The organism is Tamlana crocina (assembly GCF_012037625.1).
Map to the genome: position 1 here is coordinate 1 of NZ_JAAVJS010000075.1, position 663 is coordinate 663.

The 663-nt window shown below is 39.2% G+C and carries 1 protein-coding gene; it reads left to right on the forward strand.

The window, feature by feature from the left end:
* Positions 1–663 (forward strand): ISAon1 family transposase (locus tag HC176_RS15680; protein WP_167919924.1); only part of this gene is annotated, 663 nt, incomplete at both ends.

Consider the following 663-nt stretch of genomic DNA (forward strand, 5'->3'; position numbering starts at 1 on the left):
GGTAGTAACCAATAAAAAGGCCAAAGGCAGAGCAGGTTCCATTGTCGCTATTGTTGCCGGGACCAAGTCTGAAGAGGTTATTAAATATCTTAAAAAAATACCTGAAGGCAAGCGAAGGCAGGTAGAAGAAATAACCCTGGATATGGCTGGCAGCATGAAACTGATTGTAAAAAAGAGTTTTCCAAGGGCTATACAGGTCATTGATCGTTTTCATGTGCAACAACTAGCTTTTGATGCTGTACAAGACATTAGGGTAAAATACCGATGGCAAGCCCTAGAACAAGAAAATGAGGCAATTAAAGCTGCCAAAGCCAACAATCTCCCATACCAAGCTGAAGTATTCAGTAATGGAGATACCCGCAAACAACTACTGGCAAGAAGTAGGTATCTGCTATTCAAAAGTCCAGACAAATGGACTAGATCCCAGAAGCAAAGGGCTGAAATTTTATTCAAACAATATCCTATGATACGGGAAGCCTATCTATTATCAAACCGGCTAAGGGTGATTTATAACACCTGTACGGACAAAAATATAGCAATGACTAAGCTCGCCCTTTGGTACAGCCAAATTGAAAATAGTGGTTTTAAAAGCTTCAGGATTGTTATGAACACAATCTCTTTAAACTACATGGGAATCTTAAATTATTTTGACAATAGAAGCAC